This window comes from Variovorax sp. CAN15, from assembly GCF_030462475.1.
GTDB lineage: Bacteria > Pseudomonadota > Gammaproteobacteria > Burkholderiales > Burkholderiaceae_C > Variovorax.
This window is the reverse complement of sequence record NZ_JASMRZ010000095.1, coordinates 1-18433: the sequence shown is the minus strand read 5'-3', so window position 1 is coordinate 18433 and position 18433 is coordinate 1. Positions and strand designations below refer to the sequence as shown.

At 67.6% G+C, this 18433-nt stretch carries 9 protein-coding genes, 1 rRNA gene and 2 pseudogenes; 4 read left to right on the top strand and 8 right to left on the bottom strand.

Going from position 1 to position 18433, the window contains the following annotated elements; translation table 11 throughout:
* The 4 genes and pseudogenes from QMO14_RS29770 to QMO14_RS29755 form a co-directional block, all read right to left on the bottom strand.
* A pseudogene (locus QMO14_RS29770) lies at window positions 1–196 on the bottom strand (peptidase S41); the annotation flags it as partial.
* 209 nt (window positions 197–405) lie between these two features.
* A pseudogene (locus QMO14_RS29765) lies at window positions 406–6294 on the bottom strand (Ig-like domain-containing protein); the annotation flags it as partial.
* 162 nt (window positions 6295–6456) lie between these two features.
* On the bottom strand, window positions 6457–7182 hold the full coding sequence (locus QMO14_RS29760; protein WP_301511592.1) for a winged helix-turn-helix domain-containing protein: 726 nt from the start codon (window positions 7180–7182) through the stop codon (window positions 6457–6459).
* Window positions 7183–7558: 376 nt separating this feature from the next.
* Window positions 7559–9508: a sensor histidine kinase gene (locus tag QMO14_RS29755; protein WP_301511591.1), complete on the bottom strand. Its 1950-nt coding sequence runs from the start codon at window positions 9506–9508 to the stop codon at window positions 7559–7561.
* 71 nt (window positions 9509–9579) lie between these two features.
* On the opposite strand from QMO14_RS29755, the gene QMO14_RS29750 reads away from it, so the two are divergent.
* On the top strand, window positions 9580–10320 hold the full coding sequence (locus QMO14_RS29750) for a response regulator transcription factor (RefSeq protein ID WP_301511589.1): 741 nt from the start codon (window positions 9580–9582) through the stop codon (window positions 10318–10320).
* Between the two features lie 31 nt (window positions 10321–10351).
* On the opposite strand, the gene QMO14_RS29745 is transcribed toward QMO14_RS29750, so the two are convergent.
* The 3 genes from QMO14_RS29745 to QMO14_RS29735 all read right to left on the bottom strand — a co-directional run bounded on the left by QMO14_RS29745 (window position 10352) and on the right by QMO14_RS29735 (window position 15032).
* The gene (locus QMO14_RS29745) at window positions 10352–11722 is read right to left on the bottom strand and encodes a sigma-54 dependent transcriptional regulator (RefSeq protein WP_301511588.1); all 1371 of its coding nucleotides are present in this window, start codon (window positions 11720–11722) and stop codon (window positions 10352–10354) included.
* Window positions 11723–11729: 7 nt separating this feature from the next.
* Window positions 11730–13592 carry an ATP-binding protein gene (locus QMO14_RS29740; RefSeq protein ID WP_301511587.1) on the bottom strand — a complete coding sequence of 621 codons (1863 nt, stop codon included), beginning with the start codon at window positions 13590–13592 and terminating at the stop codon, window positions 11730–11732.
* An 87-nt stretch (window positions 13593–13679) separates the two neighbouring features.
* Entirely contained in the window at window positions 13680–15032 is a 1353-nt protein-coding gene (locus QMO14_RS29735; protein WP_301511594.1) for a dicarboxylate/amino acid:cation symporter, read from the bottom strand.
* A gap of 261 nt (window positions 15033–15293) precedes the next feature.
* Here QMO14_RS29735 and QMO14_RS29730 point away from each other — a divergent pair, with 261 nt between their 5' ends.
* Genes QMO14_RS29730 through QMO14_RS29720 form a run of 3 tightly spaced genes read left to right on the top strand, consistent with a single transcriptional unit; the run spans window position 15294 to window position 17897 of the window.
* Window positions 15294–16712: an MFS transporter gene (locus QMO14_RS29730; RefSeq protein ID WP_301511585.1), complete on the top strand. Its 1419-nt coding sequence runs from the start codon at window positions 15294–15296 to the stop codon at window positions 16710–16712.
* A 50-nt stretch (window positions 16713–16762) separates the two neighbouring features.
* Complete coding sequence (locus QMO14_RS29725) at window positions 16763–17461, top strand: aspartate/glutamate racemase family protein (protein ID WP_301511584.1); 699 nt, start codon at window positions 16763–16765, stop codon at window positions 17459–17461.
* 34 nt (window positions 17462–17495) lie between these two features.
* On the top strand, window positions 17496–17897 hold the full coding sequence (locus QMO14_RS29720) for a PaaI family thioesterase (protein ID WP_301511583.1): 402 nt from the start codon (window positions 17496–17498) through the stop codon (window positions 17895–17897).
* Window positions 17898–18196: 299 nt separating this feature from the next.
* Here QMO14_RS29720 and rrf read toward each other — a convergent pair.
* Window positions 18197–18309, bottom strand: a 5S ribosomal RNA gene (gene rrf / locus QMO14_RS29715).
* Window positions 18310–18433: the final 124 nt, after the last annotated feature.

Here is an 18433-nt window from a genome sequence, read left to right as displayed (position 1 = left end):
TGCGGGCTTCGTCGCGGGCCTTCTCGCGTTCCGGGTCCTTCACTTCGGGGCCCTGGCCGCTGGCCAGGTGCTTCTCGAGGTCGGCCTCGCGCATGCGCAGGGCGGCGAAGGGGCTGCCCTCGGCGCTTTCGTCGACCAGCACGTTGGGCACGATGCCCTTGGCCTGGATCGAAGTGCCGCTGGGCGTGTAGTAGCGCCAGCACGTTGGGCACGATGCCCTTGGCCTGGATCGAAGTGCCGCTGGGCGTGTAGTACATCTGCTGCGGCGGTCGCGCTTCCGACCACCTTGCCTGCGCCGTCCTTGACGGTGACCACCGAGCCGGCCTCGGCGCGGCCGGTGATCGGATCGCCGTGGGTCGGCTCGATCGTCGGCGCGTCGGGCGCCTTGGCGTCGACCTTGGCCGTGGCAGGCGCGCTGGTGTTGCCGGCCGCGTCGGTCGCGGTGAGCTGCAGCACGGTGTCGTGCGCGGGAGAGGTCGCGGGCTTGACGCTGTAGTTGCCGCTGCCGTCCGCCGTCGCGCTGCCGATGGTGTTGCCCGCACCGTCCTTCACGGTGACGAGCGAACCCGCCTCGGCCGTACCGGTGACGGTGTTGCCGTTGGTGGGCTTCACTGTCGGCACAGCGGGCGCAACGCTGTCGACCGCCGACCTGGTTTCGGGACTGACGTTGCCCGCGGCATCGGTCGCGGTCACGCGCATCACCGCACCGTTCGGCAGGGTGGCGGAAGGCTTGATGCTGTAGGTGCCGTCGTTGCCGGCCGTCGCGCTGCCGATGGGATTGCCCGCGTCGTCGGTGATCTTGACGACGGAGCCGACTTCCGCCGTACCCGTGACGACGCCGCCTTGCGACGGATCGACCTTCGGTGCCGCAGGCAGCACGCGGTCGACGGTCGTCCTGGCTTCGGGGCTGGCATTGCCGGCAGCGTCGGTGGCGACGGCGCGCAGCACCGTGCCGTGCGCCGGAACGGCCGCGGGCTTGATGCTGTAGGCGCCGTTGGGCGCGGCGATCGCGCTGCCGATGAGCTTGTCCGTGTCATCGGTGATGCGGACCACGGAGCCGGCCTCGGCCGTGCCGGTGACCAGGTTGCCGTTGCTCGGCTCGATGGTCGGTGCAGGGGGTGGGACGCTGTCGACCGTCGCGGTGGCTTCCGGACTCGCGTTGCCTGCTGCATTGGTGGTCACGACGTGCAGCACCGTGCCATTCGGCGGGGTGACGGCCGGCGTGATGCTGTAGGCACCGCGCGAATCGGCGGTGGTGCTGCCGATCAGATTGCCCGCGTCGTCCTTGACGGTGACCACCGAGCCTGGTTCCGCCGTGCCGGTGATGGGGCTGCCATCGGTGGGGTTGATGGTGGCCGCCGGCAGCGCCGTGCGGTCGACCGTGGCCTGGGCTTCGGGGCTGGTGTTGCCCGCGGCGTCGGTGGAGGTGACGTGCAGCACGGTGCCGTGCGCCGGCGGGGTTGCCGGCGTCACGGTGTAGGTGCCGTTGGATTCGGCGGTAGCGCTGCCGATGAGATTGCCGGCATCGTCCTTGACCGTGACGATCGAGCCGGCCTCGGCCTTGCCCGAGATGCGGTTTCCATTGGTCGGGCTGATGGTCGGCGTGACGGGCACGACGCTGTCCACGGTGCTGCGTGCTTCGGAGCTGGCGTTGCCGGCCGCGTCGGTGGCGAAGGCGCGCAGCACGGTGCCGTCGGCCAGGACGAGCGCGGGCTTGATGCTGTAGACGCCGTTCCGGGCCGCCGTCGTGCTGCCGATGACATTGCCGGCGCCGTCACGGATCGTGACCACCGAGAGGGGCTCGGCGAAGCCCGAGATCAGCTTGCCATTGGTCGGATCGATCGAGGGCTGGCCGGGCGGCACGGCGTCGACCGTGGCGGTCGCGCTCTGGCCGGTGTTGCCGGCGGCATCGGTGGCGCTGACGCGCAGCACCGTGCCGTCGGAGGGTGGCACGGCAGGTTGGATGGCGTAGGCACCGCCGCCGTCTGCGGYCGCGCTGCCGACGAGCTTGCCGGCGCCGTCCTTGACGGTGACCACCGAGCCGGCCTCGGCCGTGCCGGTGATCAGGCTGCCGTTCGTCGGCTTGACAGTCGGCGCACCGGGCGCCTGGCCATCGACCGTTGCACGTGCTGGCTGGCCGGTGTTGCCGGCGGCATCGGTGGCCGTCACGCTCAGTGCAGTGTCGTGCGCCAACGGCGTTGCCGGCTTGATGCTGTAGTTGCCGTTGGCATCGGCGGACGCGCTGCCGACAAGGTTGCCGGCGCCGTCCTTGGCGGTGACAACCGTGCCGGCCTCGGCCGTGCCCGTGATCGAGCCGCCGTTCGTCGGATCGACCTTGGGCGCGGCGGGCAGCTCGCTGTCGACCGTGGCGCGTGTCTCGGAGCTGGCGTTGCCGGCCGCGTCGGTGGCAATGGCGCGCAGCACCGTGTTGTGCAAGGGAACGATCGCGGGCTTGATGCTGTAGCGGCCGTTCGAATCGACGGCCGCGCTGCCGACGAGGTTGCCGGCGCCATCGCGGATGGTGACGATCGAGTCCAGTTCGGCCGAGCCGGTGATCAGGCTGCCGTTGGTCGCATCGATGGAGGGCCTGGCGGGCGGCGTGCCATCCACCGTGATGGTGGCGGGCTGGCTGGCGTTGCCCGCCCGGTCGGTCGCGACGGCGGTGACGGTGGTGCCATCCGCCACGGGCGTCGTGGGGGTGATGCTGAACTTGCCGTTCGCATCGGCCGTCGTGCTGCCGATGAGCTTGCCGGCGCCGTCCTTCACGGTGACCACCGAGCCTGCTTCGGCCGTACCGGTGATCGCACCGCCGTTGCTGGGATTGACCTTGGGCGCATCGGGCGCCTTGTTGTCGACGGTGCTGCGCGCAGGCTGGCTCGTGTTCCCGGCCGCATCGGTGGCGGTGACGTTCAGTTCCGTGTCGTGCGGCAGCTGTGTCGCCGGCTTGATGCTGTAGTTGCCGTTGCTATCGGCTGTCGTGCTGCCGATCAGCTTGCCGGTGCCGTCCTTGACGGTGACCACCGAGCCGGCCTCGGCCGTGCCGGTGATCGAGCCGCCGTTCGTCGGGTCGACCTTTGGCGCGGCGGGCAGCTCGCTGTCGACCGTGGCGCGCGTTTCAGGGCTGGTGTTTCCGGCGGCGTCCGCAGCGACGGCACGCAGCACGGTGTTGTGCGGCGGAACGGTCGCAGGCTTGATGCTGTATCGGCCATTGGAATCGGCGGCAGCGCTGCCGACAAGATTGCCGGCGCCATCACGGATGGTGACGATCGAGCCCTGCTCGGCCGTGCCGGTGATCAGGCTGCCGTTGGTCGCATCGATGGAGGGCCTGGCGGGTGGCGTGCTGTCCACCGTGGTGGTGACGGGCTGGCTGGCGTTGCCCGCCCGGTCTGTCGCCACGGCGGTGATGGTGGTGCCATCCGCCACGGGCGTCGTGGGGGTGATGCTGAACTTGCCATTCGCATCGGCCGTCGCGCTGCCGATGAGCTTGCCTGCCCCGTCCTTGACGGTGACTACCGAGCCGGATTCGGCCGTGCCGGTGATCCGGCTGCCGTCTGTGGGATTGACGGCCGGTGCGAGCGGGGCCGTGCCATCGACAACCATCGTGGCGGGCGAACTCGCATTGCCGGCGGCGTCGGTGGCGACGACGCTGACCTGGGCACCATCGGCCAGCGGCGTGGCGGGCGTGATGCTGAACTTGCCGTTCGCATCGGCGGTCGCGCTGCCGAGCAGCTTGCCCGCCCCGTCCTTGACGGTGACGAGCGAGCCGGCCTCGGCCGCGCCGCTGATCGTGTGGCCGGAACTCGGATCGACGGTGGGCGCCGAAGGCGGCAGGCTGTCGACGGTGGCCCTGGCTTCGGGGCTGTCGTTGCCTGCGGGGTCGGTCGCGGTGACGCGCAGCACGGTGTTGTGCGACGGCACGGCCACGGGCTTGATGCTGTAGCGGCCGTTCGAATCGGCGGTCGCGCTGCCGAGCAAGGTGCCCGCACCGTCCCTGACGGTGACGACGGAGCCGGGCTCCGCGCTGCCGGTGATCAGGCTGCCGGCGGTCGGATCGACCGTGGGCCTTGCCGGCGGAACGCCGTCGACCGTGGTCCTGGTTTCAGGGCCGGTGTTGCCGGCGGCGTCGGTCGCGGTGACGCGCAGAACCGCGCCGTCGGCAGGCGGCGTCTTGGGCACCACGCTGTAGAAGCCGTTGGAACCGACCGTCGCGCTGCCGATGACATTGCCGGAGACGTCCCTGACGGTGACGAGCGAACCAGGCTCCGCACGGCCCGTGATCGCACTGCCGTGCGTGGGGTCGACCGAGGGGGCGGCCGGCGGTACCCGGTCCACCGTGGCCAGGCCTTCGGCACTCACGTTGCCGACGGCGTCCGCGGCGGTGACGTGCAATACCGTGCCGTCCGCTAGCTGTGCCGCGGGCGCGACGCTGAACTTGCCGGCGGCGTCGGCGGTGGTGCTGCCGATGAGCTTGCCCGTGGCGTCCTTGACCGTGACGACGGAGTTGGCCTCGGCCGTGCCTGCGACCACGCCGCCGTTCGTCGCGTTGACCAGCGGCGCGTCCGGCGGCCTGCTGTCGACCGTGGTGGTCGCGGGCCGGCCCACGTTGCCGGCAAGGTCCTTCGCGACGACGTAGATCACGGTGCCGTCCGCCGGAGGGTTCGCGGGAACGAGGGAGTAGGTGCCGTCGGCCGCGGTGGTCGTGCTGCCGATGAGGTTGCCCTTGCTGTCCGTGACCGTGACCACGGAGTCGGGCTCGGAGGTGCCAGCGATCGGGCTGCCCTTCGTCAGGTTGACCGTGGGCGTCGGCGGCGTGCCGTCGATGACGGCCGTGGCCGGCTTGCTGGTGTTGCCGGCGGCATCCGAGGCGGTGACCTTGATCACCACGCCGTTGGCCGGCGGCCTGGTCGGCGTGAAGCTGTAGACGCCGCTGGACGCAGCGGTCGTGCTGCCGATGAGGGCGCCCTTGTCGTCGGTGATCGTGACTACCGCGCCGGGCTCCGCTGTGCCGGTGATGGGGCTGCCGTCCGTGGGGTTCACCTTGGGCGTGGCGGGCGGCGTCGCATCGATGGTGGCGGTGGCCGGCTGGCTGGCGTTGCCGGCCGGGTCGGTCGCAACGACGCTGATCGATGCGCCGTCCGCGGGAGGCGTCGTGGGGGTGACGCTGAACGCACCGCTGGAAGCGGCGGTCGCGCTGCCGATGACCTTGCCCGAGCCGTCCTTGACGGTGACGACCGCGCCAGCTTCCGCGATACCCGTGATCAGGCTGCCGTTGGACGGGTTGACCGTGGGTCGTGACGGAGCGGTGCTGTCGGCCGTGGCGGTGGCGGGCACGCTCGCGTTCCCGGCGGCGTCGGTGGCCACGACGTTGATGGCGGTGCCGTCGGCCAGCGGCGCTGACGGCTTGATGGTGTAGCCGCCGTCCTGGCCGGCCGTGGTGCGGCCGATCACGTTGCCGCGTCCGTCGGTGGCGGTGACCACGGAGCCGGCCTCGGCGGTGCCGACGATGACCGCGCCGTTGGTGGGAATGATGGTTGGAACCGTGGGGGCCACGCTGTCGACGGTCGTGCGGGCCTCGGGGCTCATGTTTCCGGCCGAGTCCACCGCGACGACGCGGAGCTCAGTGCCGTGCGGCGGAGGCGAGGACGGCTGGACCACGTAGCGGCCATCGGCCTCGACGGTCGCGCTGCCGATTTCCTTGCCCGTGTTGTCGGTGACGCGGACGGTGGTGCCGGGCTGGGCGGTGCCGGTGATCAGCCTCGCGTTGGTCGGGTTGACGGTGGGCCTGCCTGGCAGCGATGCGTCGCCGGGAGAAGTGAGGGACGTGGAAGGCGAAGGCACAAGCGCCATCGCCGAACCGGCGCTCGCCCCGCCTCCTCCACCGCCGCCGCCTCCGGCAGCGCCGGCGGCCGCCAGTCCGCCGCCCAGCAGCCAGGGCAGCACGCCGAAGTTGAAGTCCTGCTCCAGCAGCAGGGGCTCGATGGCGTCGATGCCCGAATAGTCGAGCGCCAGCTCACCCTGGCCTTCGCCGAAGCCGGTGAGCCACAGGCCGCCCTTCTCGTCGTCGAGCACGAGGTCGCTCTTGTGGCCATCGAACGACGAGAAGAACTCGCGGATGGTGACGACCTCGCCCGAGATGGATGTGATGACCAGGTCGTTGCCGACACGGCGCATCCCCTTGACCTGCTCCCTGGACAGCCCTACCCGGACGACCGCCGCTTCCTTCAGGAACACCTCGTTCACCGAGACGGGGGTGCCGTCTCCACTGCGTTTGCTTACTACCTTCAACGAAATCATTTTCTGCTCCCTGATTTTTCGACCGACATGTGAATTCCCGGAAGCTCCGGCTATGTTGCTCGGATGCATCCCGAAAAGTAAAAAACAAAGCTAAAAAGGTGGCCGGCGCTCGAACGGCAAGCGCCGGCCAAAAAATTGCCTGCGATTCAGGCAACCCTCAATTCATCTGAGAAACATCGGCGAGACCGTGTGCAGCTTGTATCCCTGACCGAATACGGCGCGCAGCATCAATCCATTTGCCGGTTCTATATTGAGCTTTCTGCGAATCTTGAAAACGCAGACATCCAATGCGCGGGAGCGCAGACTGACGGTATCCCGCCAGAAAAGACCATAGAGCTGCTCCCGGCTCAAAAGGCAATCCCTGTTCCTGAACAATTCGAGGGCCAGGTCGAATTCGCGGGGCTGCAGGTACATTTCCCGCTCGTCGTGGAACACCCGGCGTTCGCTGATCTGGAAACGGTAGCCCCGGTAGATCAGCAGTTCGTTTCTTCCCGCGCCATACGCGGCGAGGGTGGTGCGGTGAAGCAGGCCCTGTGCTTTCGATCTGACCTCGCCCAGATCGAAGGGATGAAGCACGAAATCGAAATTCCTCTCGCCGGAGAACTCGCGGTCGATACGCTGCTGTGCAGCGGCGCTGTCACTGTTGACCGCGAACAGCAGCGGCGCGTCGATCAGTGCGCGGACCGAGTCCAGCCACTGGACGGTGGCGTCGACAGGCAATGGCAGCAGAACCAGTCCCGAGCGCTGCCCCGCCTGGAGCGATCCGATGAAATCGCCCAGCAGATCGAAGCCGTCGGCGTGCGACGGCTCACGCTGGTGCGGCGGCAGATAAATCAGCTGGGATTTGTCCAGGCTCAAGACCTGGGCGCGAGACTCCGGCGAAATCATTCCAAACTCTCCGTTCAACGTTGGATTTCATGGAAAAGAGCTTTCGCCGTATCCCCATGAACCTTTCGGGCTGGGGAATGTATCTATTTACAATCGGATCAGACAATGTTCGTCATTGACTGCAAATGACCTACATTGACCGATTCATGCATGCATAAAGTAAAAACTTTTGTGTAATGCATGGAAGAAAATCACAAAGTTGGGTCAGGAGCCGGAAAACTTCTTGTCCCACGCCAAAGTCAATGCGCATTAATGACGATGAATGTCATCAAATGCCGCCAAAGACTCTGAAAACGTTTTCTTTCCGGCATCGAAAAGTTCACGCTTCGCCACTGCGTGTCGAAGGCCCTCCGCGCCCAGTCACCGCCTGCCGATTTCAGCGCGGCAGCGCAAGGAGAGCCGGTTCCAGCGGGATCGTCAGGCGGAACACCGTGCCCCCGGTATCGCTGGAGAGCAGCACGACGTCCCCGCCGTGCTGGCGGGCGATGGTCCGCGAGATGTGGAGCCCCAGCCCCGAGCCGGGCACCTGGGTCGACGTGGCCCCCCTGAAATAGCGCTCGAAGAGGCTGCTCCTTTCGCCTTCGGGAATCGGCTCGCACTGGTTGCAGACCGTCACGCTGAAATGGCCCGTCACGGATTCGCAGCGCACGGTGACCGCCGAATCGGGCGGCGAGTACTTCAGCGCGTTGTGGACCAAGTTGCGGATCGCCATTTCGATTCTTGCCGGGTCGCCTTCGCACATCGTCCGCTGCGCTGGCGCCTCGACGCTCAGGCGGGCGTTTTCTTCGGGCAGGCCGACGCCCCGCACGCTTTCGATCACCTCGCTCAGATCGAAGCTGCGTGCGGCGGGCCTCGTCGGGCCGATCTCCAGCGCGTCGTCCTGCAGGATGTTCTCGATCAGCACTGCCAGGCGGCGGGCGGCTTTGCGGATCTTCCCGACGGCGCGCTTCACGGCTTCGTCCCGCCCGGACGGCGAAAGCTCCAGGGCATGCGCCACCGCGTCGATGACCGCCAGCGGCGTGCGGAACTCATGCGAGACGACAGCGACGAACTCGCGCTGGCGCACCCTGTCCTCCAGCGCCGTCTTGGCGACCTTCATCGAGTCGAAGGCGCGCTTGCGCTCCGCTCGCAGCGCCAGCTCCGCCTGCCTTGAACGGCTGGCCACCGCGAAGTTGAGCATCGCCAGGTTCGCAAGCTGCAGCATGGGAATCCAGGACTCGAGGATGAAGGGGTGCTTCATGGTCACGAGTCCCAGAAGCACCAGCAGGTAGAAGGTCCAGGACAGGTTCACGCAGGTGAAGACGATGGCCGCCAGCAGGTATTGGAACGCCCGGTGGCGGACTATCAGCCAGACGACGAATCCGAGGTTGAAGAAGCCGACAGTGATCTGGAGGTAGGCCGCCACATGGATGGCGGCGTCGACACCGCACGCAGAAAGAGTCGCCATCGCGGCGAAGGCCACCGCCGCGGCCTTCATGAACCAGGCCGCCCGCGGCGAGTAGCTGTCGTAGTCGAAGAATCGCCAGGCGAACACGGCGGCGATCGACATCAGCGCGCACGAACTCGTGTCCACGAAGCGGTCGGCCACCAGCGGCGCATCGGGAAAAAGCACCGAGCTTGCGCAGCCCAGCATCGAGGCGACGGCCACGAACATCGAGACCAGGAAGAGCGCGTAGACCGGATAGATGCTGTTGCGCAGCCAGGCCCAGAAGATCAGGTTCATCAGCACCATGACGCCGATGGCGCCGGCGAACGCCGAGAGGAAGGCCATCCGGCTCGCCTCCGCGCGCTCCAGCCCGGCCCGTTGCCAGACGTGCAGGCACAGGGGCGCCAGTCCATGCGTCTTCACCCGCACGTAGTAGGTTTCGGGCGAGGAGCCCACCACGACCGGGAAGGCCATCATGCTGCTGCGGATGGCCCGGTCGACGAAGGGCTGCTGGTCGCCCACCCTGTCGACCGAAATCCTGCCCGAAGCATCGCGCCGGTAGACCTCCACGTCGTCGACCCAGTTGGGGAATATCTGGACAACCCATTGCGAAAGTGCGCCGGGCTCTTGCTGCAATGAAAACCTGATCCAGTAAATCTCTTCTGCGCGAAGTCGGCCGAGGCGGGTATCTCCGGCTATAAACTCCACGCCGTCGCGGGCTGAAAGAATGTCCTCGATGGTTGTATTTCCGGATGTATCAATGAATATTTCCTCTTGGCCGAGCAGCGAGACAGGATTTTTCACCCCCTGATCGCCGCGAAGCACAAGGGCGTGAGCACCCAGCGAAATCAGCCACAGCGCCGCCCCCAGGATAAAAGCAAGGCTTCTATTTCTTTTCATGTTGTTGATATTGTCCGGCCAGTCTTCGGCGCCAGCCGCTCGTGCCAGCCGAGGCCGAGGAGAGGTGCATCATGAATATTCCGAACTCCAATACAGATAAAAAAATAACCGTCTACCTGATCGAAGACGAAGAAGACCTTCAGGAAGCGCTGGTCTACAGTCTCGAGCAACTGGGTTTCAAGGCCTCCGGCTTCTCGACGGCGGCGGAGTTCTACAGGGCCTATGCGGTCAGCCGCTGCGACGTCGTGGTGATCGACATCGAACTGCCGGACGAGAACGGATTTTCGATCGCGCAGCACCTGCGCTCCGCCAGCAACGTGGGGATCATCTTCGCGACCGCGCGCGGCGACCTCAGCGACCGGGTACGAGGCCTGCGCGGCGGCGCCGACGCCTATCTCGTGAAGCCGGTGCATGCCGAAGAACTCGCGGCCTCGATCGAAGCCATCTACCGGCGCATCAAGGCGGCCGAAGCGAGCGCCGGCCGCACACTGCAGCCGCATCAGCCGGAGGCGCCGCGCGGCACGGGGCGCTGGGTACTCAAGGAAGGCGACTGGATCCTGTACGACCCCGAAGGCCGGGCGCTGCGCCTCACGATGTCGGAGCGCGCCATCGTCACCAGCCTCTTCAAACAGCGCAACAAGCCCGTCGACCGGACGCAGCTCGCGGCGGCGCTGGGCGGCGGCGACCTGGAGAATTTCGACCTGCAGCGCGTGGATGCGGTGGTCAGCCGGCTGCGGCGAAAGGCGACGGCGGCGGGCATTTCACTGCCGCTGCACGCCGTGCGGGGCACCGGCTACCAGTTCCAGGCCTGACGCACTCCAGGCCTGGCGCGCGCCGCTTCCCTCACTTGAACTCGTCGACCGTCAGGCCCAGCTTGCGCACCTTGTCGTGCAGCGTCTGGCGCGCGATGCCCAGCGCGGCGGCCGTCGCCGGCTGGTCGCCGCGCTGGCGCCGCAGTTCCTCGACGATCACCGCCCGCTCGAAGGATTCCACCTGCTGCGGCAGCCCCCGCGGCAACGCGGGCACGCCCTGCGCCCCGCCGGCGCCGCCGTGCGTCTGCGTCAGGCGCTCGCCCAGCAGCCCCAGCACGAAGCGGTCGGCCACGTTGCGCAGCTCGCGCACGTTGCCGGGCCAGGCGTAGGCCATCAGGTCGGCCAGTTGCGCGTTGCTCAGCAGCGGCGCGGGACGCTCGTAGCGGCTCGCGGCCTGAAGGGTGAAGTGCTCGAACAGCAGCGGGATGTCTTCCCGCCGCTCGCGCAGGGGCGGCAGCTCGATGAAGGCCACGCCCAGGCGGTAGTACAGGTCGGCCCTGAACTTCTGCTGGTCGCTCATGGCCTTCAGGTCGTCCTTGCTCGCGGCCACCACGCGGCAATCGAAGGGAATGGTCTTGTTGGAGCCGATGCGCTCGATGCTGCGTTCCTGCAGCGCGCGCAACAGCTTGATCTGTACCGCCATCGGCATGCTCTCGATCTCGTCGAGGAAGAGCGTGCCGCCGCTGGCGTATTCGAACTTGCCCACGCGCAAGCGGCTGGCGCCGGTAAAGGCGCCGGCCTCGTGGCCGAACAGCTCGCTCTCGGCCAGCGACTCGGGCAGGCCGCCGCAATTGAGCGGCACGAAATGCTGGCGGCGGCGCGCGCTGTGGTCGTGCAGGCAACGCGCGACGAGCTCCTTGCCGGTACCGGTCTCGCCGTAGACCAGCACGTCGGCGGAAGTCTCGGCCAGCGTCTTCACGGTCTGGCGCACCTGCTGCATCTGCGCAGAGCGGCCGATCAGCACCGACTGGATGCCCTGCCAGTTCTCCAGCGCGTCGCGCAATGCGCGCACCTGCAGGCTGAGCTGCCGCCGCTCGATGGCGTGGCGCACGATGGCCACCAGCCGCTCGGAGCCGAAGGGCTTCTCGATGAAGTCGTAAGCACCCTCGCGCATGGCCTGCACGGCCATTGCGATGTGGCCGTGGCCGGTGACGAGGATCACCGGCAGCTCGGGGTCGACGCCGCGCAGCTCGGGCAGCCACTCGGTGCCGCTCAGGCCCGGCAGGCGCACGTCGCTGATGACGACGGCCGGCACGCCGAACGTGATGTGCGCCCGTGCGCGCTCGGCGCTGGGAAAGGACTCGACTTCGAAACCGGCCAGGGTCAGCACCTGGGTGGTGCTGACGCGGACGTCTTCGTCGTCCTCGATCAGCATCACCCGGATGGCAGGGGCTTCGCTCACTTGGGGATCACTCCTGTTGTGCAATGGAAAGGGCGTCGGAAACCGGCGGGTTGCTGCTGCTGTCGTGGATCACGGCAATGGCCGCCGGCAGGTCGATGACGAAGCATGCCCCGCCGCCGTCCAGGTTGGCCGCGCGCAGCGTGCCGTCCATGGACCGCACCAATTGTGCCGAGATCACGAGCCCCAGTCCCAGGCCCGACCCCGCCGCCTTGCCCGTGACGAAGGGTTCGAACAGGCGCTGCAGGATGTCCGGGCGGATGCCGGGTCCGGTGTCGGTCACCGACAGCAGCACGCGGCCCTCCTTCGGCCGCGCTTCCATGCGCAGCTTGCGCACCGGCGCGTCCTGCATCGCGTCGATGGCGTTGCGCATCAGGTTGGCGAGCACGCTGCCGAGCGCGGCCTCCTCGGCCATCACGCTCAGCGTGGCGGGCTTCACGTCGACCTCGATGGAAACGCGCTGCTTGCGCGAAGCCTCGGCCACGATCACCTGCGCGTCGGCGATCGCGTGCGACAGCAGCACGGGCGCCAGCGGCAGCTCGCTCTTGTAGGCGAAGGTGCGCAGCTGCGAAGTCAGCCGCGCGAGCCGGTCGACCATGCTTCGGATGCGCTCCAGGTTGCCGCGCACGTCGTCGAGGCGGTTCTTGTCGAGCAGGATGGCGGCGCTTTCCGAGAGCGTGCGCATGGCCGTGAGCGGCTGGTTGAGCTCGTGCACCACGCCGGCCGACATCTGGCCCAGCGCGGCCATCTTGCCGGCATGCACCAGCTCGCCCTGCGCCGCGCGCAGTTGCGCGGTGCGCGCGGCCACGGTCGATTCGAGCGTGTCGTGCGCCGCCTGCAGCGCGGCCTGGTTGGCCAGCTTCTGCCGCACCGCGCGGCGGCGCTGCCACACCGCCACGGCCACCAGCAGCAGCACCGTCATCGCGAGGCTGGCGGTGATGGCCGCGTTGCGCGCCGCCACATGCAGCGGCGCGAGGTTGTCGAGCACCACCAGCTGCCACGGCGCGCCGCGCAGGGTTCGGGCGGAGGCGAGCTGGTCCATGCCGTCGAGCGAAATCACCTGCACGTCGCGGTCCAGCGATTCCTTCTGCGTCCATCGCAGTGGCTGCAGCGCGGCCTCGCCGTAGGGGCGCGAGCGCAGCACCTCGGCGCGCTGCAGCGCGTCCAGCGGCAGCAGCGGCCTGAACTTGATGTCCTCGCGCGTCGAGAGAATTACCACGCCGCGCTGGTCGATCAGCGCCACGTCGCCCGGCAGCTTGCGCCAGGCGCGCTCGGCCTCCTCGAGATTGATCTTCACGGCCACCACGCCGCGCGAAGCCTGCCCTCGTCGCAACGCATACGAAAGGTAGTAGCCCGGCTTCTTGCTGGTGATGCCCACGCCGTAGAAGCGCCCCCTGCCCTGCCCCAGCGCGTCGATCACGTAGGGCCGGAACGACAGGTCCTGGCCCACGGTGGTGCCAGGCTTGTCCCAGTCGGAAGCGGCCAGCGAGGTGCCGGAGGCATCGAGCACGTAGAGCATCTCCGCGCCAGCCGCGGCGTTGACGCCGTCGAGGTAGCGGTTGACCGAGTCGCGCAGGCGCGTGTCCGACGGCGTGCCGAGCAGTGCCGGCACCAGGGGCGTCATCTCCAGCAGCGCGGGCAGGTAGTCGAAGCGGGCCAGGTCGGCGTCGAGGCCTGTGGCCAGCATGTCGAGCCGGTGGTCGGCCGCTTCGCGCAGCCGGGCCAGGCCGGTCTGCATCGCGACCTGGTGGCCCGCGAAGGCGGCCACGGCCACCAGGGCCAGCGCGCCGCCCCATCGGGGCAGGCCGCGCCACCCTCTCGTCGCCTGGTCGGGATGTGGGTCTAGACGCCGGGCCGGCTCCCTTGAATTCATGGGCCCGTTATTGCACAAGGCCGGGCCGCCCGCATTAGTGGCAGCCCGATGGCCCCGGGGCGGGGCCGGAGGGAGCGGAAGAAAAGATCAGGAAGCCTGGCGCGCGCTGCCGGCCGGCATGTGCGTCTCGGTGGCGTCGAGCACGCGCTCGGGCTCGTCGGCCTCGGCCGTGCTTTCCTGGTTCAGGTGCCGGTTCATGCGCACGGTGTCGAGGTCGCCGGTCCACTTGGCGACCACCAGGGTGGCGACGCCGTTGCCGATCAGGTTGGTGAGCGCGCGGGCTTCCGACATGAAGCGGTCGATGCCGAGAATGAGCGCCAGCCCCGCCACCGGCACGTGCCCCACGGCCGACAGCGTCGCCGCCAGCACGATGAAGCCGCTGCCCGTCACGCCGGCCGCGCCCTTGGAGGTCAGCAGCAGCACCGCCAGCAGCGTGAGCTGCTGCGTCAGCGTCATGTCGGTGTTGGTCGCCTGCGCGATGAACACGGCCGCCATCGTCAGGTAGATGGAAGTGCCGTCGAGGTTGAACGAATAGCCTGTCGGAATCACGAGGCCGACCACCGACTTCTTCGCGCCCAGGTTCTCCATCTTGGCCATCATGCGCGGCAGCACCGATTCGCTGGACGAGGTGCCCAGCACGATCAGCAGCTCTTCCTTGATGTACTTGATGAACTTCCAGATGCTGAAGCCGTGGAAGCGCGCGATGAGCCCCAGCACCACGAAGATGAACAGCAGGCAGGTGGCGTAGAAGGTGGCCATCAGCTGGCCGAGCTGCAGCAGCGAGCTCACGCCGTACTTGCCGATGGTGAAGGCCATGGCGCCGAAGGCACCGATAGGCGCCAGCTTCATGATGTAGCCGACGATCACGAAAAGCACGTGCGAGCCCTTCTCGATCATGTCGAACACCAGCGTGCCGCGGCCGCCGAAGCGGTGCAGCGCGAAGCCGAACATCACCGCGATCAGCAGCACCTGCAGGATCTCGCCCTTGGCGAAGGCGTCGACCACCGTGCTCGGAATGATGTTGAGCAGGAAGTCGGTGGTGCTCTGCATCTTGCCCGGGCCGGTATAGGCCGCGATGCTCTTGGTGTCGAGCAGGCTCACGTCGACGTTCATGCCCGCGCCGGGCTTGAGCACGTTGACCAGCACAAGGCCGACGAGCAGCGCGATGCTGCTGACGATCTCGAAATACAGCAGGGCCATGCCGCCGGTCTTGCCGACCTTCTTCATGTCCTCCATGCCGGCGATGCCGACCACGACCGTGCAGAAGATGATCGGCGCGATGATCATCTTGATCAGCTTGATGAAGCCGTCGCCCAGCGGCTTCATCGAGGCACCGGTGTCGGGATAGAAGTGGCCCAGGAGCACCCCGAGCACGATGGCCGTGATGACCTGGAAGTACAGGGATTTGTAGAAGGGCTTGGGAGCTGTCTGGTGTTCCATGGGGGTGCTCATTGGTTTGTCTCCAGGTTCGTGACCGGGCCCTGCATCGGGGGCGCACGGCCGGTCGATGGTTCAGCAATCGACATGCCACGGCCGGCAAGGACCGGCGTGCGCACTAAGTCCTTGATTTCACGGGGCTTTTCTCCACGGGATGCGAGGCGGCCTGCCGACGATCCGGATGCCGCCGACCAGCCCCGTCCGAGCTTCCGGATCGTTAACACCGGGTAAACCCTAGACGCCCGGCGGTGTCAGACTCGGCGCATGAACGACAACGCCCAGCCGGCCGCGGCCGCGGAAAGCGCCTCCAGGCGCATCGCGCTCACCGTGGCGGCCGCCTTCTTCATGGAGACGCTGGACGCCACCGTCATCGTCACGGCGCTGCCGGCCATCGGCGCGGCCTTCGGCATCGGCGCGCTGGACGCGAGCCTGGGCGTGACGGTCTACCTGATCGCAATGGCGGCGCTGGTGCCCGCGGCCGGCTGGTGCGCGGGGCGCTTCGGCGCGCGGCGGGTGTTCGGGCTGGCGGTCGGCACCTTCACCCTCGCCTCGCTCGCCTGCGGGCTCGCTCCGAGCTTCGAATTCTTTGTCGTGGCGCGCGTGGTGCAGGGCGCGGCCGCCGCCTTCATGTCGCCGGTGGGCCGGCTGGTGGTGCTGCGCGAAACGCCGAAGCACCGGCTGATCGAGGCCATCGGCACCATCACCTGGCCAGGGCTCATCGCGCCGGTGATCGGGCCGCCGCTGGGCGGGCTCATCGCCACGCATGCGTCGTGGCACTGGATCTTCTTGCTGAACGTGCCGCTGGGTCTCGCGGGCCTGTGGCTGATCATGCGGCTCTTTCCGCGCAGGGCCGACGCGGCGCCGGTGCGCTTCGATGCCACCGGCTTCGTGCTCACCGCCATCGCGCTGGCCGCGCTGGTCGAGGGCCTCACGCGGCTGGGCGGACCGCAGCCAGGCTCGGCCGTCACGCTCGGCCTGCTGGCCGCCGGTGTGGTGGCCACCATGGCCGCCGTGCACCATGCGCGCCGCGTGGCGGCGCCTTTGCTCGACCTGCGCGCGCTGGCGGTGCCGACCTACGCGCTGGCCACGGCGACGGCCGGCTTCATCTCGCGCGTCGCGATCAACGCATCGCCCTTCCTGCTGCCGCTGATGTTCCAGATCGGCTTCGGCATGAGCGCCTTCGAGGCCGGTTCGATGCTGCTGGTGTACATGGCCGGCAACCTCGTGATGAAGAGCGCGACGACGGCGGTGCTGCGGCGCTTCGGCTTTCGCCGCGTGCTGACGGTGAACGGCGCGATCTGCGCCGCCACGCTCTTCGGCTGCGGGCTGCTTTCGCCCGGCGACCCGCTGCCGTGGATGTGCGTGCTGCTCTTCGTGGCGGGCATGGTGCGCTCGATGAACTTCACCGCCATCAACACGCTGGCCTTTGCCGACGTGCCCGACGAAACCCGGGCTGGCGCCAGCACGCTCGGCACCATGCTGCAGCAGGTGTCGCTCGCGCTCGGCGTTGCGCTGGGCGCGATGGTGCTCGGCGCATCGCAGGCGCTGCGCGGCGCGCCGGCGGTGGAGCTGGTCGATTTCCACTACGCCTGGTACGTGGTCGGCCTGCTGATGGCCATCGCGACGCTGCTGACGCTGCGGCTCGACCGCCATGCGGGCGTGGCGGTGTCGCGCAGGGCGTGAGAACATCGTCCGCGTCGTTTGCCGCCACTTTCCTTCCGGAGACTTCTTCCATGCCACTGCACATCGGCATCGTCGGCTGTTCGGCCGAAGGCGCTGCACTCTGCTATCGCACGCTGTGCGTCGAAGGCGCCAGCCATATGGGCCAGGCTCATGCGCACCCCGAGGTTTCGATGCACACGCACTCGCTCGCCGCGTACGTGGATTGCCTGGACCGCGGCGATCTGGACGGCGTCGCGCAGCTGATGCTGTCGTCGGCGGGCAAGCTCGCGGCCGCCGGCGCAGACTTCCTGATCTGCCCCGACAACACCATCCACCAGGCGATGCACCTGGTGCTTGCGCGGTCGCCGCGGCCCTGGCTGAACATTGCCGAGGTCGTTGCGGCAGAGGCCGTGTCACGCGGCTTCCGCAGTGTGGGCGTGCTGGGCACGCATTGGCTGGTGAACAGCGAGGTCTATCCGCAGGCGCTCTCGGCAGCCGGGCTCGAGGCCGTGCGGCCAAGCGCCGAGGAGCGCTCGGAGATGGGCCGCATCATCATGGACGAGCTGGTGCGCGGCGTGATCAGGCCCGAGTCCACCGACGTGCTGCGGCGGATGATCGACGGGCTGAAGGCACGCGGCTGCGATGCCGTGGTGCTGGGCTGCACCGAGCTGCCGCTGGTGCTGAACGACGGCAACTCGTCGCTGCCGACGCTCGATTCGACCCGCCTGCTGGCCCGCGCGGCGCTGCGGCGCGCGACGGCCACCGGCTGAGCCTTCGTTCATCCATACAAGCAAGGAGACATCCATGCCCGACATCGCCACGATGCAGAAACTGCTGGACACCATCTTCCCTGGCCTCATGGGCGTGCGGCTCACCGAGCTCGCTCCCGAGCGTGTGGTCGCGCAAATGGAAGTTCGCCCAGACCTGTGCACCGCCGGCGGCATCCTCCATGGCGGCGCGTACATGGCCTTCGCGGACACGCTAGGCGCGGTCGGCACCATCGTCAACCTGCCCGAAGGCAAGCGCACGACGACCACCGATTCGAGCACCAAGTTCATCGCCGGGGCGCGCGTGGGAACGACGGTCACCGGCACCAGCGTGGCGCTGCACCGCGGGCGGACGACGCAGGTCTGGCAAACCTCGGTGACCAATGCGGACGGCAAGTTGTGCGCTGTCGTCACTCAGACGCAACTGGTGCTCGACTGAGGCGCGTTCGCTCGATCAATAGCGACCTTCGTGGTAGCGGCGATGCCGCTCGCACTCCCACTGGCGGTGACGCCATTCGCGGCAATCATCGGAGATTAAGTAGTCTCCGCAACCTTGGACTCGCTAACTCAACATTGGCAGGCCTAAAGGGGGCAGGCCAGCATGCCTTCCGGAATCTCACAGCGCAAAACTGTTGCTTCTCTCGGGCGGACCGCGTGGGCAATTGAATATCGCCGTTCTTGTCACACAAAGCAAAAACCCCCGATCGATGTGGACCGGGGGTTTTTGTGGCTGTAAGAGCCTGACGATGACCTACTTTCACACGGGAACCCGCACTATCATCGGCGCTGAGTCGTTTCACTGTCCTGTTCGGGATGGGAAGGAGTGGGACCAACTCGCTATGGTCATCAGGCATAAAGGGTTGTCTGACTGATCACGCGATCAATCAAACGAATTCATAGAGTTTGGAATCAGTTAAAGGGTTGTCTGACTGATCACGCGATCAATCAAACGAATTCATAGAGTTTGGAATCAGT